At 75.2% G+C, this 17,468-nt stretch carries 15 protein-coding genes; all 15 read left to right on the top strand.

Features of this window, described 5'->3' with window-relative positions:
• The first annotated feature begins 170 nt into the window (after positions 1-170).
• Entirely contained in the window at positions 171-1,979 is a 1,809-nt protein-coding gene (locus ACLQ2V_RS21500) for a SpoIIE family protein phosphatase (RefSeq protein ID WP_425720340.1), read from the top strand.
• Positions 1,980-2,191: 212 nt separating this feature from the next.
• A complete protein-coding gene (locus ACLQ2V_RS21495) occupies positions 2,192-3,367 on the top strand; it encodes a peptidase M23 (RefSeq protein ID WP_425720339.1) in 1,176 nt (391 codons plus the stop codon).
• Between the two features lie 89 nt (positions 3,368-3,456).
• Positions 3,457-4,830 (top strand): N-acetylmuramoyl-L-alanine amidase, encoded by a 1,374-nt coding sequence (locus tag ACLQ2V_RS21490; RefSeq protein WP_425720338.1) that lies wholly within the window; start codon positions 3,457-3,459, stop codon positions 4,828-4,830.
• A 288-nt stretch (positions 4,831-5,118) separates the two neighbouring features.
• Entirely contained in the window at positions 5,119-5,961 is an 843-nt protein-coding gene (locus tag ACLQ2V_RS21485) for an alpha/beta hydrolase family protein (RefSeq protein WP_425720416.1), read from the top strand.
• 198 nt (positions 5,962-6,159) lie between these two features.
• Positions 6,160-7,353, top strand: a complete 1,194-nt coding sequence (locus ACLQ2V_RS21480) for an acyl-CoA dehydrogenase family protein (protein WP_425720337.1) — start codon at positions 6,160-6,162, stop codon at positions 7,351-7,353.
• Positions 7,350-8,483, top strand: coding sequence for an acyl-CoA dehydrogenase family protein (locus tag ACLQ2V_RS21475; RefSeq protein WP_425720336.1), 1,134 nt, complete (start codon positions 7,350-7,352; stop codon positions 8,481-8,483). Before ACLQ2V_RS21480 ends, ACLQ2V_RS21475 begins: the two co-directional genes overlap by 4 nt.
• A 48-nt stretch (positions 8,484-8,531) precedes the next feature.
• Positions 8,532-9,317 (top strand): ABC transporter ATP-binding protein, encoded by a 786-nt coding sequence (locus ACLQ2V_RS21470; RefSeq protein WP_425720335.1) that lies wholly within the window; start codon positions 8,532-8,534, stop codon positions 9,315-9,317.
• Positions 9,314-10,036 carry an ABC transporter ATP-binding protein gene (locus ACLQ2V_RS21465; RefSeq protein ID WP_425720334.1) on the top strand — a complete coding sequence of 241 codons (723 nt, stop codon included), beginning with the start codon at positions 9,314-9,316 and terminating at the stop codon, positions 10,034-10,036. The genes ACLQ2V_RS21470 and ACLQ2V_RS21465 overlap by 4 nt, the downstream gene beginning before the upstream one ends.
• A gap of 28 nt (positions 10,037-10,064) precedes the next feature.
• Positions 10,065-10,943: a branched-chain amino acid ABC transporter permease gene (locus ACLQ2V_RS21460; protein WP_425720333.1), complete on the top strand. Its 879-nt coding sequence runs from the start codon at positions 10,065-10,067 to the stop codon at positions 10,941-10,943.
• Positions 10,940-12,052 carry a branched-chain amino acid ABC transporter permease gene (locus tag ACLQ2V_RS21455; protein ID WP_425720332.1) on the top strand — a complete coding sequence of 371 codons (1,113 nt, stop codon included), beginning with the start codon at positions 10,940-10,942 and terminating at the stop codon, positions 12,050-12,052. The genes ACLQ2V_RS21460 and ACLQ2V_RS21455 overlap by 4 nt, the downstream gene beginning before the upstream one ends.
• Positions 12,053-12,155: 103 nt before the next feature.
• The gene (locus ACLQ2V_RS21450; protein WP_425720331.1) at positions 12,156-13,436 is read left to right on the top strand and encodes an ABC transporter substrate-binding protein; all 1,281 of its coding nucleotides are present in this window, start codon (positions 12,156-12,158) and stop codon (positions 13,434-13,436) included.
• A 181-nt stretch (positions 13,437-13,617) separates the two neighbouring features.
• The gene (locus tag ACLQ2V_RS21445) at positions 13,618-14,388 is read left to right on the top strand and encodes an SDR family oxidoreductase (RefSeq protein WP_425720330.1); all 771 of its coding nucleotides are present in this window, start codon (positions 13,618-13,620) and stop codon (positions 14,386-14,388) included.
• 23 nt (positions 14,389-14,411) lie between these two features.
• Positions 14,412-15,233 (top strand): SDR family NAD(P)-dependent oxidoreductase, encoded by an 822-nt coding sequence (locus tag ACLQ2V_RS21440; protein ID WP_425720415.1) that lies wholly within the window; start codon positions 14,412-14,414, stop codon positions 15,231-15,233.
• Positions 15,226-16,224, top strand: coding sequence for a phosphotransferase family protein (locus ACLQ2V_RS21435; protein ID WP_425720329.1), 999 nt, complete (start codon positions 15,226-15,228; stop codon positions 16,222-16,224). The genes ACLQ2V_RS21440 and ACLQ2V_RS21435 overlap by 8 nt, the downstream gene beginning before the upstream one ends.
• Entirely contained in the window at positions 16,224-17,459 is a 1,236-nt protein-coding gene (locus tag ACLQ2V_RS21430) for an acyl-CoA dehydrogenase family protein (protein ID WP_425720328.1), read from the top strand. Before ACLQ2V_RS21435 ends, ACLQ2V_RS21430 begins: the two co-directional genes overlap by 1 nt.
• The last annotated feature ends 9 nt before the right edge of the window (positions 17,460-17,468 follow it).

Genomic DNA, 17,468 nt, shown 5'->3' with positions numbered 1-17,468 from the left:
GGCCGATCCGGCCCCCGGCGGCCGGCGGGCGCGGCGGTACGGCCGCCTGAGCTCGTGGTACGCGGTGGCCGCTGGGTCCCCTCTCCGCTACGCTTCGCGCGTGACGGGGCAGCGGGGCGCGGTGTGTGGCGGGCAGCGGGGGGCGGGTCGGTCCGTCCCCAGGTTGCTCCGTGACGCCTGACGACCTGCGCCGGGTGCTGTCGTCGGCCGACCGCGTGGCGGCGCTGGCGCGGACCGGGCTGGACGCGGTCGCGGACCCCGCGCTCGACCGCTTCGCGGCGATGGTGGGCACGGTGCTGGACGCGCCGATGGCGCTGGTGTCACTGGTCGACGCGGAGCGCCAGTACTTCCCCGGAGCATGCGGGCTCGGCCCCGACGTGCGGCGAGAGACCCCGCTGAGTCACTCGTTCTGCCGCCACGTCGTGGCCGCCGCCGAACCGCTGGTGATCGCCGACGCCCGGCGGGACCCCCGGCTGCGGGTCAACCCGGCCATCGCCGACCTGGCGGTGGTGGCGTACGCCGGCGTGCCGCTGACCGACGCCGACGGCGTGGTGCTCGGCGCGCTCTGCGTGATCGACCACCGGGTCCGGCAGTGGACCGGCCGCGAGGTGGACCTGCTGGCCGATTTCGCCGCAGCCTGCTCGGACAGCCTGCGGCTGCGGGTCGCCGCCCACCACGCCGAACGGGAGCGGGTCCGCACCGAGGCGCTCAAGCTGCGCTCGGAGCGGGCCTTCACCCGGAGCCAGTTGCTGCTGCGCGCCAGCGTGGCCCTGCTCTCCGCCGAGACGGTGGCCGACGTCGTCGCCACGGTCAGTCGCCTGGTCAGCGGCAGTCTCGACCCCGCGCACGTCGGCGTCGTGCTGCGGGCGGGCGACCGGAACCTGACCATGGCCGCCGCGCCGAGCCTGCCCGCCGACCTCGCCGACCGCTGGACCCACTACCCGGTCACCGCCGACCTGCCGCCGGCGGTGGCCGTGCGCAGCGGCCGGCCCGTCCTGCTCAACGACGCGACGGCGGTCCGCGACCGCTTCCCGCACCTGGTCGACGACCTGCACCGGATGGGCTGGCAGGCGTTGGTCAGCGCGCCCCTGCACGGGCTGCGCGGCGCGTTCGGTGCGCTGACCTTCGTCTGGGAGCAGCCCTACGACATCGACGTGGGGGAGGAGGCGGTGATCACCACCCTGGCCGGCTACGTGGCCCAGGCGTTGGAGCGCGCCGCCGTGCGGGACACGCAGCGCAGCGTCGCGCAGACGTTGCAGAAGGCGCTGCTCGGCTCGCCGCCGCGCCACGACCGCATCCGGCTCGCGGCCCGGTATCTGCCCGCGCATCGCGCGGACCACGTCGGCGGGGACTGGTACGACGTGGTCACCCTCCCCGAGGACCGGCTGGCCCTGGTCATCGGGGACGTCACCGGGCACAACATCGCCGCCGCCGCCGCGATGAGCGAGCTGCGCAGCATCCTGCGTGGTCTGATCATCGACCGGGACGAGCCGCCGTCGGCGCTGCTGTGCCGCCTCGACCACGCCAACCAGGCTCTCGGCAGCGCCAGCATGGCCACCGTGCTGCTGGCCTACCTCGACCCCGCGCCCGCCGGGGGGCACCTGCTGCGCTGGTCCAACGCCGGGCACCCGCCGCCGACCCTGGTCACCCCGGACGGGCGGATCGACCTGCTGCCCGGGTGCGACCCGTTGCTCGGCGCGGTGCGCGACGCGCCGCGCGCGGACCACACGGTCCACCTGCCGGCGGGCAGCGTCCTGCTGATGCACACCGACGGGCTGGTGGAGAGCCGCACCGCGACCATCGACGACGGCTTCGCCGCCCTGCACCGGGTGCTGGCCGACAGCCGGGAGACCGACCCCGAGCGCCTCGCCGATCTGGTGCTGCGCCGCCTGCCGGAACTGACCTCGCCGGGGCGCCCGGTGGCCGAGGACGACGTGGCCCTGCTGATCGCCGCCACCCCGCCCGACCCGGCGGTGTGACTCGTTGAGGCGGGCCGCCAACGCCGGGCTCATCCACCGGGGTACCCCTACGCGCCGTCTGGTGGTTGCGTCTCCTGCCTCCGCCCTGACCTGGGGACAGTCGATTTACACGAAGGAAACCTTCGATGGTTAGGGGTTCCACTGTAGACATTTTTTCCGGCGCGGCCTATCGTCGCGACATCGCTCATTGTCGATGAAGGAATGGTGGGTCGATGCGACAACTACGACCGTGGACCGGCGTCTCGGTGGCACTGTTGGCGGCGGGGCTGCTGATCAGTGCGCAACCGGCAGTCGCCAGCGCCGCACCGAAGCCGGTGCTCCCGTCCGTCACGGACGCCGTGACCAGCAAGCTGCTCGGCCAGGTCGAGCGCTCCGGCATGAGCGCCACCGCCACGGGGGAGACCCGGATCAAGGTGGACCGCCAGGACGGCCAGTGGGCCTTCGGCACCGCCGTCGCCGTCGCACCCCGAATCAAGGACGCCCACCCGACCGGCGCGGTCTTCATCGCGCGGGCCGACGCCGGCCGGTGGCAGGTCGCGTTCGACGGTGAGGCCGCCTTCAGCACCCTCGCCGCCTCCTCGCCCCTGGTGACGGCGCAGGAGCGCCAGGTCTTCAAGGCCAGCCCGGCCCTGGGCACGCTGGCCGGCAACGACATGCGCACCGGGATGGCCCTGCCGTTCGCGGTCGGGCAGACCTGGACGCTCACCGGCGGCCCGCACGGCTGGGGCGGCGGCCCGCCGTACAGCTCCATCGACCTCTCCGGCGGCGACCACGTCGTCCGGGCGGCCCGGGGCGGCACGGCGTACACCATGTGCCAGGGCTGGATCCGGGTGATCCACGACCGGGGCTACTCCACCGACTACTACCACCTGTGGAACAGCATCTCGGTCAACGGGGCGGGCGTCGGCGAGGGGGCCTACCTGGGCAACACCGGCACCGACGTCACCTGCGGCGGCTCGGCCACCGGCCGGCACGTCCACTTCGGGCTGCGGCAGAACAGCGCGTACGTCGCCATCACCGGGCACGGCATCGGCAAGTGGGAGATCGTCGCCGGGGCGGCGTACCAGGGCGGGGCCCGGCACGGGTCGGCCTGGGCGCCCGTCGGCTACGGGGTCTACAACTACGGCGCGCTCGGCTTCAACCAGGCGGTGGTCGACGCCAACGGCGGGGGCACCCTCACCCGGCGCTCCGGCCCCGGCTCCGGTTACGGCGCCGTCGGCTCGGTCGGCGACGGGGGCACGGTCACCATCTCCTGCTCGGCCAACGGCACCACCCACACCGGGCGCTACGGCGCCACGGCGCTGTGGAACCGGCTCACCGACGGCAGTTGGGTCTCCGACGCGTACCTCTGGACCGGCGTGAACGGCCCGATCAACGGCTGGTGCTGAACCCCGGCCCGGCGCGGCGGCCTCCCGCCGCGCCGGGCTGTTCCCTTTTCCGGCTCTTCATGTCCCGCTCGTCCGCGCAAGGAGTGGCAGTGAACGTTCGATCCCTTCCGCGCCCCCGTCGCCTGCTCGGCGTCGCGTTGGTCGCCGCCGTCGGCCTGGCCGGCGCGGCCGGCGCCGCCGCACCGGCCTCGGCGCGGACATCGGCGCAGGCCGGCACCCTGGCCGCCGCGTTCGACCGCGCGGCCGCCCGCTACGACGTCCCCCGCGACCTGCTCGTCGCCCTGGCCCAGGCCGAGACCCGCCTCGACGCCAGCGCCGGGGTGGCCAGCGCCTCCGGCGGCCACGGCGTCATGCACCTGGTGAGCAACCCCCGCCAGCACACCCTGGAGGAGGCGGCCCGGCTCACCGGGCTCGACGCGGCGACGCTGCGCGCCGACCCGGGCGCGAACGTCACCGGCGCGGCGGCGGTGCTGCGCTCCTACGCCGACGCCGCCGGCCTCGACCGCGCCGAGCGGGCCGGGATCGACCACTGGTACGCGCCGATCGCCCGCTACGGCGGGGCCACCGACCCGACGGTCGCCCGCGGCTACGCCGACGCCGTCTACGACCTGCTGCGCAGCGGCTTCTCCGCCGCGTCCGGGGCGGTGCTGACGGTGCCCGGCCGCCCGGTCGCGCCACGAAAGGGCGCCCTGAGCGGGAGCGGCCACGAGGCGCAGAGCACCGACTACGGGCCGGCGGCGTGGGCGCCGGCCAGCACCAGCAACTACACCGTGGCCAGCCGCCCCGGCAGCCACCCGGTGCAGTACGTCGTCATCCACATGACGCAGGGCGGCTACGCCAGCGCGATCAACTGGTTCCAGAACCCGGCGTCCCAGGTCAGCGCCCACTACACGTTCCGCTCCTCCGACGGGGCGGTCACCCAGTCGGTGCGGGAGAAGGACATCGCCTGGCACGCCGGCAACTGGACCTACAACACCCAGTCCATCGGCATCGAGCACGAGGGGTACGTCGACAACCCCGCCTGGTTCACCGACGCCATGTACCGCGCCTCGGCGGCGCTCACCCGCAACCTGACGGCCAAGTACGGCATCCCGCGGGACCGGGCGCACATCATCGCCCACCGCGAGGTGCCCGGCGCGTCCCACACCGACCCCGGCGTGCACTGGAACTGGACCTACTACCTGCAGTTGGTCAACGGGGTCACCGGCACCGGCACCGGCACGGTCGACACCACGGCCAGCACCCTCAACGTGCGCTCCGGCCCCGGCACCGGCTACGGGGTGGTCGGCTCGGTCGCCGACGGCGCCCGCGTCACGATCTACTGCCAGGCCACCGGCACCTCGGTCACCGGTCCCGCCGGCACCAGCACCATCTGGCACCGCATCGGCACGAACCGCTACGTCGCCGCCGCCTACCTGCAGACCGGCCACAGCGGCTACATCCCGAACGTGCCGCGCTGCTGACCTGCGCCGCCGCCCCTGCTCCCGCGCCCCCTCGCCGCCCTGGCCAGGGGGCGCGACGGCGTCCGCCGGGTGCCGCGTCCCACCGGGCCGGGCGTCCGCCGCCGCCGCGCGCCCGGCCCGTCGGCGCGGCGGCGGTCGGCGGTGACTGGTGATTTTGCCGATGCGGGGCGGGTGAGTCACCCCGAAGACTGACGTATGTCGATACAACCCCCACCCCAGCAGGGAGTGCCCGACGTGCGATCCACCACCACCAACCGCCCTCGCTTTACCGTCCGCGCCGTGGTCAGAATGGCCGTGGCCACCGTCCTGACCGCCGGCGCCCTGGCGGCCCCGACCGCCGCGCAGGCCGCCGCCAGCCCGTACGAGCGTGGCCCCGACCCGACCAGCGCCGTCCTGGAGGCCAGCCGGGGCCCCTTCGCCACCAGCTCGCAGGACGTGTCGTCGCTCAGCGTCACCGGATTCGGCGGCGGGGTCATCTACTACCCGACCAGCACCAGCGAGGGCACCTTCGGCGCCGTCGCCATCTCGCCCGGCTTCACCGCGAGCTGGTCCAGCATCAGCTGGCTCGGGCCGCGGATCGCCTCGCACGGGTTCGTGGTCATCGGCATCGAGACCAACACCAGGCTCGACCAGCCGGACAGCCGTGGGCGGCAGTTGCTGGCCGCGCTCGACTACCTCGTCGAGCGAAGCTCCGTGCGCACCCGGATCGACGCTTCCCGGCTCGCGGTGGCCGGGCACTCCATGGGTGGCGGGGGGAGCCTGGAGGCCGCGGCGGCGCGCCCCTCGCTCCAGGCAGCCGTGCCGCTCGCCCCGTGGAACCTCACGAAGAACTGGTCGAACCTGCGGGTGCCGACGCTGATCATCGGTGGCGAGAGCGACAGCGTCGCCGCGGTCTCGACGCACTCGGAGCCGTTCTACAACAGCATTCCGGCCGCGACCGAGAAGGCGTACCTCGAGCTCAACGGGGCGAGCCACTTCTTCCCGCAGACCGTCAACACGCCCACCGCCAAGCAGACGGTGGCCTGGCTCAAGCGGTTCGTCGACGACGACACCCGCTACGAGCAGTTCCTCTGCCCGGGGCCGAGCGGCACCGCGATCGAGGAGTACCGCAACACCTGCCCCAGCGCCTGACCGCGCTCGGCGGGGCGGCAGCCACGCGCTGCCGCCCCGCCGCGTGTCCGCGTCCGCCCGCCCGCGTCCGCCGCCGCCCCGCCCGTCGCCCGCTCGCCGCCCCGGCGCGGGCGATCGGCGTGTGGGCCGGTCTTCCATTCGGCCCCGGCGGCGGCATATATTGCATCGCCAGTGCAACTAACCGCCGGGAGGCCGGACGTGCCACACGACGCACCGAGCGCACCACCGGCGCCCGCCCCGGCGACCACCGCCGCCCGGCTGCGCGACCTGGTCGCCGAGTTCCTCCGCCGGCACGACCCGGCCGGCGACCCGGTCGCCTTCCTGCGCGCCCGCTTCGACGCCGGGCTGGCCTGGATCCAGCACCCGGTGGGGCGCGGCGGGCTGGCCGCCCCGCCGGAGCTGCAACCGGTGGTGGAGGAGGCCTTCGCCCGCGCCGGCGCGCCGGACAACCAGCCCCGGCGCAACGGCATCGGCCTGGGCATGGCCGCGCCGACCCTGCTGCGGCACGGCACCGCCGCGCAGCTCGACCGGTGGCTGCGTCCGCTCTGGACCGGCGAGGAGATCTGGTGCCAGCTCTTCAGCGAGCCGGAGGCCGGCTCCGACCTCGCCGGGCTGACCACCCGCGCGGTCCGCGACGGCGCGCAGTGGGTGGTCGACGGCCAGAAGGTGTGGACCTCGATGGCCCACCGGGCGCGCTGGGCCATCCTGCTCGCCCGGACCTCGCCCGACGCCCCGAAGCACCGGGGGATCACCTACTTCGTCTGCGACATGACCGCGCCGGGGGTGCTGGTGCGGCCGCTGCGCCAGCTCACCGGCGAGGCGGAGTTCAACGAGGTCTTCCTCACCGGGGTGCGGCTGCCCGACGGCCACCGCCTGGGCGCGGTCGACGACGGGTGGCGCATCGCCCGGACCACGCTGATGAACGAGCGCGTCGCGATCGGTGGCCGCCCGCTGCCCCGCGAGGGGGGCATGATCGGCCCGCTGGCCCGCACCTGGCGCGAGCGCCCCGAGCTGCGCACCCCCGGCCTGCACGAGGAGGTCCTGCGCTCCTGGGTGCGGGCCGAGGCCGCCCGGCTGACCGCCCTGCGGCTGCGCCAGCAGCTCGCCGCCGGTGAGCCGGGGCCGGAGGGCTCGGCGGTGAAGCTCGCCTTCGCCGAGCTGTCCCAGCAGATCAGCGGGCTGGAGCTGGAGCTGCTGGGCGCCGAGGGGCTGCGGCACGACGACTGGACGATGCGTCGCCCCGAGGAGACCGACCTGCTCGGCCGCACCGCCACCTACCGCTACCTGCGCGCGCGGGGCAACTCGATCGAGGGCGGGACCTCGGAGATCCTGCGCAACATCATCGCCGAGCGGGTGCTCGGCCTGCCGACCGAGCCCCGGGTGGACCGATGAGCGACCTGCGCTACGACGACGACGAGGAGGCGCTGCGCGACAGCGTCCGGGCGCTGCTGACCGCGCACGCCCCCTGGTCGCGGACCCTGGCCCGCATCGACGGCGACGAGCCGTACGACATGGCGCTCTGGGCCCGGCTGGCCGGTGAGCTCGGCCTCGCCGGCCTGCCGGTGCCCGAGGAGCACGGTGGCGCCGGGGCCGGCTTCCGCGAGGTGGCGGTGGTCTGCGAGGAGCTGGGCCGGGCCGTCGCGCCGGTGCCGTTCCTGGGCAGCGCGGTGCTGGCCACCCGGGCGCTGCTGGCCTGCGGCGAGGTCGAGCTGCTCGAACAGCTCGCCACCGGTCGACGGGTCGCCGCCCTGGCGGTTCCCTTCGCCACCGCTCCGGACGCGCGACCCCACCCGGTCGCGGCGGTCCCCGGCCCGGTGCTGCGCGGCGCGGTGGCCGGCGTCGCCGACGCCCTCCCGGCCGACGTGCTGCTGGTGGTCGCCGACGACGGGTTGTACGCCGTCGACGCGCGGGCCCCGGGGGTGCGGATGACCCCGGTGGTCTCGCTCGACGCCACCCGGACGCTGGCCGACGTCGTCCTCGCCGACGCGCCGGCGCGGCGGATCGCCGCCGGCCCGGCGGCCACCGACGCGGTGGCCGCCGCGCTCACCGCGGGGGCGGCGCTGCTCGCCTCCGAACAGGTCGGGGTGGCCCAGTGGTGCCTGGAGACGACGGTCGCGCACGTGCGCACCCGCCACCAGTTCGGCCGGCCGATCGGGTCGTTCCAGGCGGTCAAGCACCGGCTGGCCGACGTCTGGGTGCAGCTGACCGAGGCGCGGGCGGTGGCCCGGCACGCCGCCGACTGCCTGGCCACCGGCGACCCGGACACGGCGCTGGCGGCGGCGCTGGCTCAGGCGTACTGCGCCGAGGCCGCAGTGGACGCCGCGCAGGCGTGCGTGCAGCTGCACGGCGGCATCGGCTTCACCTGGGAACACCCGGCGCACCTGTACCTCAAGCGGGCCCGCAGTGGCGCGCTCGCCCTCGGCACCGCCGACCGGCACCGGGCGGCCCTGGCCCGGCTGGCCGACCTGCCCCCGCCTGAGCACCGGAAAGAGCCGTTCGGGGTGTTGACGAAACAATCCTGAAAAGTACACTGACGGTGTAAATACATCGGGCCGGCCGAGGGGCGCGTGATGGAGCAAGGGCTCGCATTGCACCACATCGGAGTGCGCTTCGGTGGCCTCACCGCCCTCGACGACGTCTCGCTGCGGGTCCCCGCCGGCACCGTGGTCGGCGTGATCGGCCCCAACGGCGCGGGCAAGACCACCCTGTTCAACGTCGTCTGCGGCTTCGTCGCCCCCGACTCGGGCTCGCTGACCCTCGACGGCCGGCCGCTGCGGCCCCGGCCGCACCAGCTCAACCGGCTCGGCATCGCCCGGACCCTGCAGGGCACCGGCCTCTTCGCCGGGCTGACGGTGCTGGAGAACGTGATGGCCGGCGCCACGCACACCGCCCGCGCCGGGTTCCTGTCGGCCCTGCTCGGCCTGCCGGCCAGCGACCGCGACGAGCGGCGGCTGCGCCGGCACGCCCTCGACGTCCTCGACGACCTCGGCATCGTCGGGCACGCCGACGCCGCGCCGGCCACCCTGCCCTTCGCCGTACGCCAGCGGGTCGCCCTGGCCCGCGCGCTCGCCGCCGGGCCGCGACTGCTCCTGCTCGACGAGCCCGCCGGGGGCCTGGGCGGCGACGACATCGCCGAGCTGGCCACCCTGATCCGCACCCTGCCCCGGCGCGCCGCCGACCCCTGCGCCGTGCTGCTGGTGGAGCACCACATGGACCTGGTGATGTCGGTCTGCGACGAGATCGTGGTGCTCGACTTCGGGCGGGTCATCGCCGCCGGCACCCCCGACGAGATCCGCGCCGCCCCGGCGGTCGCCGACGCCTACCTCGGCGCCGCCGTCGACGAGGCCGCCGCGTGAGCGCCGAGGACCTGCTGGCCGTGCGCGGGCTGAGCGCCGGCTACGGCGCGGCGCCCGTGCTGCACGAGGTCGACCTGAGCGTCCCGCGCGGGGCCATCGTGGCGGTCGTCGGGGCCAACGGGGCCGGCAAGACCACCCTGCTGCGCACCCTCTCCGGCATGCTGCGCCCCGCCGCCGGCCGGGTCACCCTCGACGGCGAGGAGCTGCGCGGGGTGCCGGTGGAGCAGCTCGTGCGGCGCGGTCTGGCGCACGTGCCGGAGGGGCGGGGAGTCGTCGCCGAGCTCACCGTCGAGGAAAATCTGCGCCTCGGCGGGCTGTGGCGGCGCGACCGCGCCGACGCCGCGCGCGCCCTCGACGAGGTCTACCAGCTCTTCGAGCCGCTGGCCCGGCGGCGCCGACACCTGGGCCACCAGCTCTCCGGCGGGGAGCGGCAGATGCTCGCCCTCGGCCGGGCGCTGGTCGGCCGGCCCCGGCTGCTGCTGCTCGACGAGCCGTCGCTCGGCCTGGCCCCCCGGGTCGTCGCCCAGATCATGCTCCTGCTGCGGCAGCTGCGCGACGACACCGGGCTGACCGTGCTGCTCGTCGAGCAGAACGTCCGCAGCGCGCTCTCGGTGGCCGACCAGGGCGTGGTGATGTCGCTGGGCCGGGTCGTCACCACCGCCCCGGCCGCCCGATTGCGCGACGACGAGGACCTGCGCCACGCCTACCTCGGTTTCTGACCACCCACGTCCGCCGGAAGGAGGACCGTTGGACCGCTTCGTCTTCCTCACCCTCGACGGGCTGTCGAGGGGCGCGGTCTACGCCGCGTTCGCGTTGGCCCTGGTGCTCATCTGGCGGGCCGCCCGCATCGTCAACTTCGCCCAGGGCGCGATGGCCGTCGCCGCCGCCTACGTCGCACACAGCGTCGCCGCGGCGACGGGCTCCTACTGGCTCGGCTTCCTCGCCGCGCTCGCCGCCGGGCTGCTGCTGGGCACCGTCGTCGACGTGGCCGTCATGCGCTTCGTCGACCACCGCTCCCCGCTCAGCCCGGTGATCGTCGCGCTTGGCCTGGTCCTGCTGATCCAGGCGGTGCTCGGCATGGTCTACGGCAACGAGTTCCGCCCCGCCGAGGCCCCGTTCTCGCGCAGCGCGCTCACCGTGGGCGGCTTCGCCGTGCTCTCCCCGTACGACCTGTTCGCCTTCGCGGCGGTCGGGGTGGTGGTCGTCGGCCTGGCCTGGACCTTCACCCGCACCGCCGTCGGCCTGCGGATGCGCGCCGCCGCGTTCGCCCCCGAGGTCTCCCGCCTGCTCGGGGTCAACGTCGGCGGCATGCTCACCCTCGGTTGGGCGCTGGCCTCCGGCGTCGGCGCGCTGGCCGCCATGCTGATCATCCCCACCGAGCTGGGCCTGCACCCGCACGCCATGGACCTGGTCTTCGTCTCGGCGTTCACCGCGGCCGTCGTCGGCGGGCTGGACAGCCCGCCCGGCGCCGTCGTCGGCGGCCTGGCCGTCGGGCTGCTGCTCTCCTACGTCAGCGGGTACGCCGGCAGCGACCTCACCCCGCTGGCGGTGCTCGCCCTGCTGCTGGCGGTGCTGCTGATCCGCCCCGCCGGTCTCTTCGCCCCGGTCACCGCGAGGCAGGTGTGAGCGCCACCCCGGCGGTGGCCCCGCCGACGAGCCGACCCCCGAAGACCGGCCCCCGCCCGGCCGAAGGGCCCCGTGGCTCGACCCTGCTGCGCCACCTCGCCGCCGTCGCCGTCGCCGGGCTGCTGCTGGTGGCCCTCAGCTACGGGGTGGAGCCGTTCCGCGCCTTCCAACTCGCCACCGTGGCCGCCTACCTCTGCGCCACCGCCGGGCTGACCGTCCTGACCGGGCTCAACGGCCAGCTCTCGCTGGGGCACGGCGCGCTGATGGCCGTCGGCGCGTACACGGTGGCGCTGACCCAGACCGCCTTCGCCGACGCCGGCGCCACCGGCGGCTGGCTGCTGGCGGTCTCCCTGGTCGCGGCGGTGCTGGTCACCGTCGCCGTGGGCGCCGTCATCGGGGTGGCCGCCGCCCGGCTGCGGGGGCCCTACCTGGCCGGGGTCACCCTGGCCGTCGCGGTCGTGGTGCCGGCGCTGACCGTCACCTTCGACGGCGTGTTCAAGGGCGAGCAGGGGCTCTCGGTCCCCGTCGAGCCGCCGCCGCTGGGCCTCGGCCCCTACTTCCCCTACGAGCGGTGGCAGCTCTGGATCGCCGGGGCGGCCACCCTGCTGGCCCTGCTGCTGCTGGGCAACCTCGTGCGCAGCCGCTTCGGCCGCACCTTCCGGGCGGTGCGCGACGACGAGGTGGCCGCGCGGCTGGCCGGCATCCACGTCGCCCGTACCCAGGTGCTCGCCTTCGTGGTCAGCGCCGCCGGCGCCGGGCTCGGCGGCGGGCTGCTGGCGGTGCTGGCGCAGAGCGCCTCGCCGGGGGCGTTCTCCCTGACCCTGTCGCTGTTCCTGCTGATGGCCGTGGTCATCGGCGGGCTGGGCAGCCTCGCCGGCGCGCTGTGGGGGGCGGTCCTGCTGGTCGCCCTGCCGGACCTGACGCACGCCCTGAGCGACCTGCTCACCCTCTCCCCGGCGGTGGCGCAACGCCTGGAGGGCAACCTGCCGCTGGCGATCTTCGGCGGCACGCTGGTCGTCGTGATGATCGCCGCGCCCGGCGGCGTGCAGGGCCTGCTGTCGCGGCTCGGCCGCGCCCTGCTGGGCCGATGGCGACGCCGCCGCCCCTGAGCCACCCCTGTCGTCCCACCCGGCGGCGCAGATCCGTCGGCCGCCGGCACCACCACCCCACCACCACCACATGAACCGGACCGAGGAAAGGTCGGTGTCCCACATGTCACGAGTCGTCACCCATGCGCTCGCGCTCGCCACCTCCATCACCCTGCTCGTCACCGCCGTCGGCTGTAGCGGCGACGGGGAGTCCGGCTCCGGGGGCCGCCAGGTCCCCGGGGTCACCGACACCGAGATCGTCGTCGGCACCCACATGCCGCTGACCGGCCCGGCCTCGGCCGGATACTCCAAGATCGCGCCCGCCACCAAGGCGTACTTCGACTACGTCAACGCCAACGGCGGGGTGCACGGCCGGAAGATCACCTACAAGGTGATGGACGACGGCTACAACCCGGCCAACACCCAGCAGGTGGTGCGCCAGCTCGTCCTGCAGGACAAGGTCTTCGCCGTCCTCAACGGCCTGGGCACCCCCACCCACACCGGCGTGCTCGACTTCCTCAAGAGCAACCGGGTGCCCGACCTCTTCGTCGCCTCCGGCAGCCGCAGCTGGGACCAGCCCGACAAGTACCCGGCCACCTTCGGCTTCAACACCGACTACACCGTGGAGGGCAAGATCCTGGCCAACCACGTGAAGACCACCCTCCCCGGCAAGAAGGTCTGCTTCCTCGGCCAGGACGACGACTTCGGCCGGGACAGCCTGGTCGGCGTCGAGAAGGTGCTCGGCACCGTGGCCGCCAAGCAGACGTACGTCACCAGCAACACCAACGTGGCGCCCCAGATCGGCGCGTTCAAGGCGGCCGGCTGCCAGGTCGTCATCCTCGCCACCGTGCCCGGCTTCACCGCGCTCTCCATCGGCACCGCCGCCCGGCTGAAGTTCGCCCCGCAGTGGCTGGTCTCCAACGTCGGCGGCGACCACCCGACCCTGGCCAAGCAGCTCGGTGCCGCCGCGCCGCTGCTGGAGGGCATGGTCGCCGCGAACTACCTGCCGATGCAGAACGAGGCCGACAACCCGTGGATCCAGCTCTTCACCAAGGTCAACAAGGAGCACAACGCCGCCGCGGCGTTCGACGGCAACTCCGTCTACGGCATGGCCGTCGGGTACCTCTTCGTGCAGACGCTGCTGGCCGCCGGCAAGGACCTCACCCGTGAGTCGCTGCTGGCCGCCGTCGCCAAGGGTGGCTTCCAGGGGCCCGGCCTGGCCCCGCTGCGCTTCTCCGCCACCGACCACTCCGGCTACGGCGGGGCGCGGCTGAGCAAGGTCACCGCCGGCAAGCAGAGCTACTTCGGCCCGGCGTACGAGACCGACGAGGGCGACGGGCCGGTGCGCGAGTACACCGCCCCGCCGGTGACGCCCCCGGCCAACGGGGTGCCCACGGCCTCCTGAGCCGATCGGTTCCCGCACACCACCGCACCGCCCCGGGCCGGTCCGACCGAGCGCGTACGCGTTCCGGCCGGACCGGCCCGGGCCGTCGCTGCCACCGGCGGTGCCGCAGCGGGTCTTCGCGCCGCTGTTTTCCTCGTCACCGCCGTTGACGTGGACCCGCTTGGCGAACAATAATTGCACTGTGAATGCAAATTCTCCCCGCTTCGCGGGTCGGGTCGCGCTCGTCACCGGGGCCAGCCGAGGCATCGGGCTGGCCGTCGCCCACCGGCTCGTCGCCGAGGGGGCCCGGGTGGGGCTGACCGCCCGCAAGCCGGAGGCGCTGGCCGAGGCCGTCGCTGCCCTCGGCGGCCCCGCGCACGCCGTGGCCGTGCCCGGCAAGGCCGACGACGCCGCGCACCGCGTCGAGGCGGTCGACCGGGTCACCGAGGCGTTCGGGCCGGTGGACATCCTGGTCAACAACGTCGGCATCAACCCCGTGCACGGGCCGCTGGTCGAGCTGGACCTGGCGGCCGCCCGCAAGATCCTCGACGTCAACCTGATCGGCGCGCTCGGCTGGGTGCAGGCGGTCTGCGCCACCGGCCTGGCCGAGCGCGGCGGCTGCGTCGTCAACGTCTCCTCCATCGCCGGCCTGATCCCGGCGCCGGGGATCGCCTTCTACGGGGTCAGCAAGGCCGCCCTCGACCACCTCACCGCCTGCCTGGCCGTCGAGCTGGGGCCGACCGTCCGGGTCAACGCGGTCGCCCCCGCCGTGGTGAAGACCCGCTTCGCGGCGGCGCTGCACGAGGGGCGGGAGGCGGAGGTCGTCCGGGCGTACCCGCTGGGTCGCCTCGGCGTGCCGCTGGACGTGGCCGGCGCGGTCGCCTTCCTGGCCAGCGCCGACGCGGACTGGATCACCGGGCAGACCCTGGTGCTCGACGGCGGCGTCACCCTCACCGGCCGGACCGTCCGGTGACCGCGCCCGCCGCGCCCGGCGGCCTGACGATCGCCGGGGCGGGCGTCGTGGTGACCGGGGCGGGCTCCGGCATCGGTGCCGCGCTGGCCGCCCGGTTCGCCGCCGACGGGGCCCGGGTGGTGGTCAACGACCTCGACGCCGACGCGGCGCGGGCGGTCGCGGCGCGGATCGGCGCGCACGCCTGCCCCGCCGACGCGGCCGACCCCGCCGGGGTGGCGGCCCTGGTCGGCTTCGCCCGCGACCGGCTCGGCGCGGTGGACCTCTTCTGCGCCAACGCCGGGGTCGCCCCGGCCGGCGGCGCGGACGCCGCCGACGACGCCTGGGAGCTGGCCTGGCGGGTCAACGTCATGTCCCACGTCTACGCCGCCCGCGAGCTGCTGCCGCACTGGCTGGCGGCCGGTCGCGGCCGGCTGCTGGTCACCGCCTCCGCGGCGGGGCTGCTGACCCTGCTGGGCAAGGCGCCCTACTCGGTGACCAAGCACGCCGCGCTGGGCTTCGCCGAGTGGCTGCGGGCCACGTACGCGCACCGGGGCGTCACCGTCCAGGCCCTCTGCCCCCAGGGGGTACGCACCCCGATGCTGCGGCGGGCCGACGGGATGAGCGGCGCGCTGCTCGACGCCGCCGCCGTCAGCGCCGAGCAGGTGGCGCAGTGCGTCAGCGAGGCGCTGGCCGACGACCGTTTCCTGGTGCTGCCGCACCCCGAGGTCGCCGCCTGGTACGCCGGCCGGGCCGCCGACCCGGACCGCTGGCTACGGGCGATGAACCGCACCCAGCAGGGCGTGGAACGGGCTCAGTCGGGCGCGGAACATGCCCAGCCGGGCGCGGAGCGGGACCGCGATGGCTGACCTGCCCGGCCCCGACCTGCCCGGCCTGGACCTGGCCCGGCTCGCCGCGTACCTGCGCCGGGCCGCTCCGGGGCTGGCCGGCGGGGCGCTGCGCGCCGAGCTGCTGACCGGCGGGCGCTCCAACCTGACCTACGCGCTGACCGACGGCCGGTCGCGCTGGGTGCTGCGCCGCCCCCCGCTGGGGCACGTCCTGGCCACCGCGCACGACATGGGCCGCGAGTACCGGGTGCAGCGCGCCCTCGCCCCGACCGCCGTACCGGTGCCGCCGATGGTGCACCACTGCCCGGACCCGGCGGTCCTCGGCGCGCCGTTCTACCTGATGCGGCACGTGCCGGGCCGGGCCTACCGGGAGCCCGCGGAGCTGGCCGACTGGGGCCCGGCGGGGCTGCGGGCGGTGGCGTTCGCCCTGGTCGACGTGCTCGCCGACCTGCATGCGGTCGACCCGGCGCAGGTGGGGCTGGCCGACTTCGGCCGGCCCGCCGGCTTCGCCGCCCGGCAGGTGCGGCGCTGGAAGGCGCAGCTCGACGCGTCCCGCAGCCGGGAGCTGCCCGGCATCGAGGAGCTGCACGACCGGTTGGCGGCGGCTGTGCCGGCCGGTGCGGCCGGCGTCGTGGTGCACGGCGACTTCCGGCTCGACAACGTCCTCGTCACCCCGGACCGCACGGTGGCGGCGGTGCTGGACTGGGAGATGTCCACCCTCGGCGACCCGCTGACCGACCTGGCGCTCTACCTGGTCCACGCCGGCCGGCTGGCCGCGCCGGGGCAGCCCACCGGCGACGAGCTGGCCGCCCACTACGCGCGCCGCAGCGGCCGGCGCCTCGACGACCTGGACTGGTACCTCGCCTTCGCCGCGTTCAAGCTCGCGGTGATCCTCGAGGGAGTGCACTACCGGTACGTGCGCGGGCAGACCGTGGGCGCCGGGTTCGACACCGTGGGCGGGCGCGTGCCGTCGCTGGTCGCGCAGGGCCTGGAGAGGATACGGAGCGCCTGATGGACTTCCGCTACGACGAGACCACCGAGCGGCTGCGCGAGCGGCTGCTGCACTTCATGGCCGAGCACGTGTACCCGGCCGAGGAGACCCTGGTGCGGGAGGAGGCCGAGCGGGCCGACCCGTGGGCCGTGCCGCCGGTCGTCGCCCGGCTGCAGGCCGAGGCCCGCCGGCAGGGCCTGTGGAACCTCTTCCTCCCCGGCGAGCACGGCGCGGGGCTGACCAACCTCCAGTACGCGCCGCTGGCCGAGATCACCGGCCGGTCGCCGAGCCTGGCCCCGGTGGCGCTCAACTGCGCGGCCCCGGACACCGGCAACATGGAGCTGCTGGCCATGTTCGGCAACCCCGCGCAGCGGGAACGCTGGCTCACCCCGCTGCTGGAGGGCCGGATCCGGTCGGCGTTCGCGATGACCGAGCCGGCCGTCGCCTCGTCCGACGCCACCAACATCGCCACCCGCATCGAGCGCGTCGGCGACGAGTACGTCGTCAACGGCCGCAAGTGGTTCGTCACCGGCGCGATGAACCCGCGCTGCGAGATCTTCATCGTGATGGGCCGCACCGACCCGACGGCGCACCGGCACCGCCAGCAGAGCCAGCTCCTGGTGCCCCGCGACACGCCCGGGGTCACCGTCCGCCGGGGCATGCGCACCTTCGGGTACGACGACAGCGACCACGGCGGGCACGCCGAGATCGACTTCGTCGACGCCCGGGTGCCGGTGGCGCACCTGCTCGGCGAGTCCGGCGCCGGGTTCGCCATGTCGCAGGCCCGCCTCGGGCCCGGCCGGGTGCACCACTGCATGCGGCTGCTCGGCATGGCCGAGCGGGCCGTGGAGCTGATGTGCCGGCGGGTAATCGACCGGCACGCCTTCGGCGGGCCGCTGGCCGCGCAGGGTGTGGTGCGGGACTGGATCGCCGAGGCCCGGGTGCGGCTGGAACAGGCCCGGCTGCTGGTGCTCAAGACCGCCTGGCTGATGGACACCGTCGGCAACCAGCAGGCGCACACCGAGATCCAGGCCATCAAGATCGCTGTGCCGGAGACCGCCCAGTGGGTCATCGACCGGGCCATCCAGGCCCACGGCGCGGCGGGGGTCAGCCAGGACACCCCGCTGGCCGAGCTCTGGGCCAAGGCCCGCGCGCTGCGGCTGGCCGACGGCCCGGACGAGGTGCACCGGCAGTCGCTGGCCCGCCGGGAGCTGCGCCGGCACCAGCCGCAGCCCGGCGCACCGGCGCGCGTCTAGACTCGTCGC

Source organism: Micromonospora sp. DT233 (assembly GCF_049841815.1).
Lineage (GTDB): Bacteria > Actinomycetota > Actinomycetes > Mycobacteriales > Micromonosporaceae > Micromonospora.
This window is presented reverse-complemented; position numbering and strand designations above follow the sequence as displayed.